Origin of the sequence: Pseudoalteromonas luteoviolacea NCIMB 1942 (genome assembly GCF_001625595.1) — a bacterium.
In the GTDB taxonomy this organism is placed as follows: domain Bacteria; phylum Pseudomonadota; class Gammaproteobacteria; order Enterobacterales; family Alteromonadaceae; genus Pseudoalteromonas; species Pseudoalteromonas luteoviolacea_A.
Genome location: NZ_AUXT01000191.1, coordinates 1 through 1173 on the forward strand (window position 1 = coordinate 1; position 1173 = coordinate 1173).

General features: G+C 40.8%; 1 protein-coding gene. It reads right to left on the reverse strand.

Annotation, left to right across the window (positions count from 1 at the left end; genetic code table 11):
* A partial coding sequence (locus N482_RS18280) for an IS256 family transposase (protein WP_063378418.1) occupies nt 1-1142 on the reverse strand: 1142 nt, incomplete at its 3' end.
* Nucleotides 1143-1173 lie beyond the last annotated feature (31 nt).

A 1173-nucleotide genomic window follows, 5' to 3' on the forward strand; every position in this document is an offset into this window, starting at 1 on the left:
AGGCTCCAATTATGTATTGGCATTGTCCATTTCTCTGTGGCGTTTAATATGCCAGCATAAAGCAACTTCAACAAGCTATTTTCATTCGGGAATGCACCTTTGGTTTTCGTCAGTTTTCTAAACTGGCGATGCACTGCTTCAACGGCATTTGTCGTGTAAATTACCTTGCGAATATGCTCAGGATATTTAAAGTAAGCCGATAAGTTATGCCACTTGTTACGCCAAGAATTAACTACTAATGGATAAGCGGTTCCCCATTTAAACTCTAGCTCATCAAGGGCTAATTCAGCCGCTTCTTTTGTTGGCGCTCGATAAACGGGCTTTAAGTCAGCCATGAAGGCTTTTTGATTCTTAGACGCCACATACTTCATTGAGTTACGTATTTGATGAACAATGCACAACTGGACTTCAGTCTCAGGAAAAATAGCCGCAATCGCCTCTGGAAAGCCTGTTAGGCCATCAACACAAGCGATAAGAATGTCTTTAACGCCTCGATTATTTAAGTCGGTGAGCACTGATAACCAATAGTTAGCGCCTTCATTTTCTGATAGGTGTAAGCCAAGTATTTCTTTTTTACCGTGAATATTTAAGCCGAGTAATGTGTAAACCGCTTTACTAATATAACGCCCGTCTTCTTTAACCTTGTAGTGAATTGCATCAAGCCAAACAATTGGATAATGGCTATCCAGCGGCCTTTGTTGCCATGCTTTTAGCTCTGGAATGAGTTTGTCGGTGACCGCGCTTATCATGCCTGTGGCAACGTTCATGCCGTACATATCTTCGATGTGCTTGTTAATATCACGATAACTCATGCCCATACTAAACATGGAAAGGATTTTTTGGTCTATTTCATCGGTCAGTGCAGTTTGATTTTTTTTAACAAGTTGAGGCTCAAACGAACCAGTGCGATCTCTTGGCGTATCGAGTTCAAAAGTGCCAACGGATGACTTAACCGTTTTAGTGCTAGAGCCATTTTTACGGTTAGGTTGCTGTTCATGAGTAAGGTGTTGCTCAAGCTCTGCTTGAAGAGCTGACTCTGTTAATTGTTTGATAAGATCGGTAAGTACGCCATCTTTACCATTAAGTTTTTTGCCTGATTGAAGAGCTTTAACAGCATCATCAAAGTTGAATTGAGTTGTCATGTGTCATTCCTATTTTTACCAGTTTACTGAA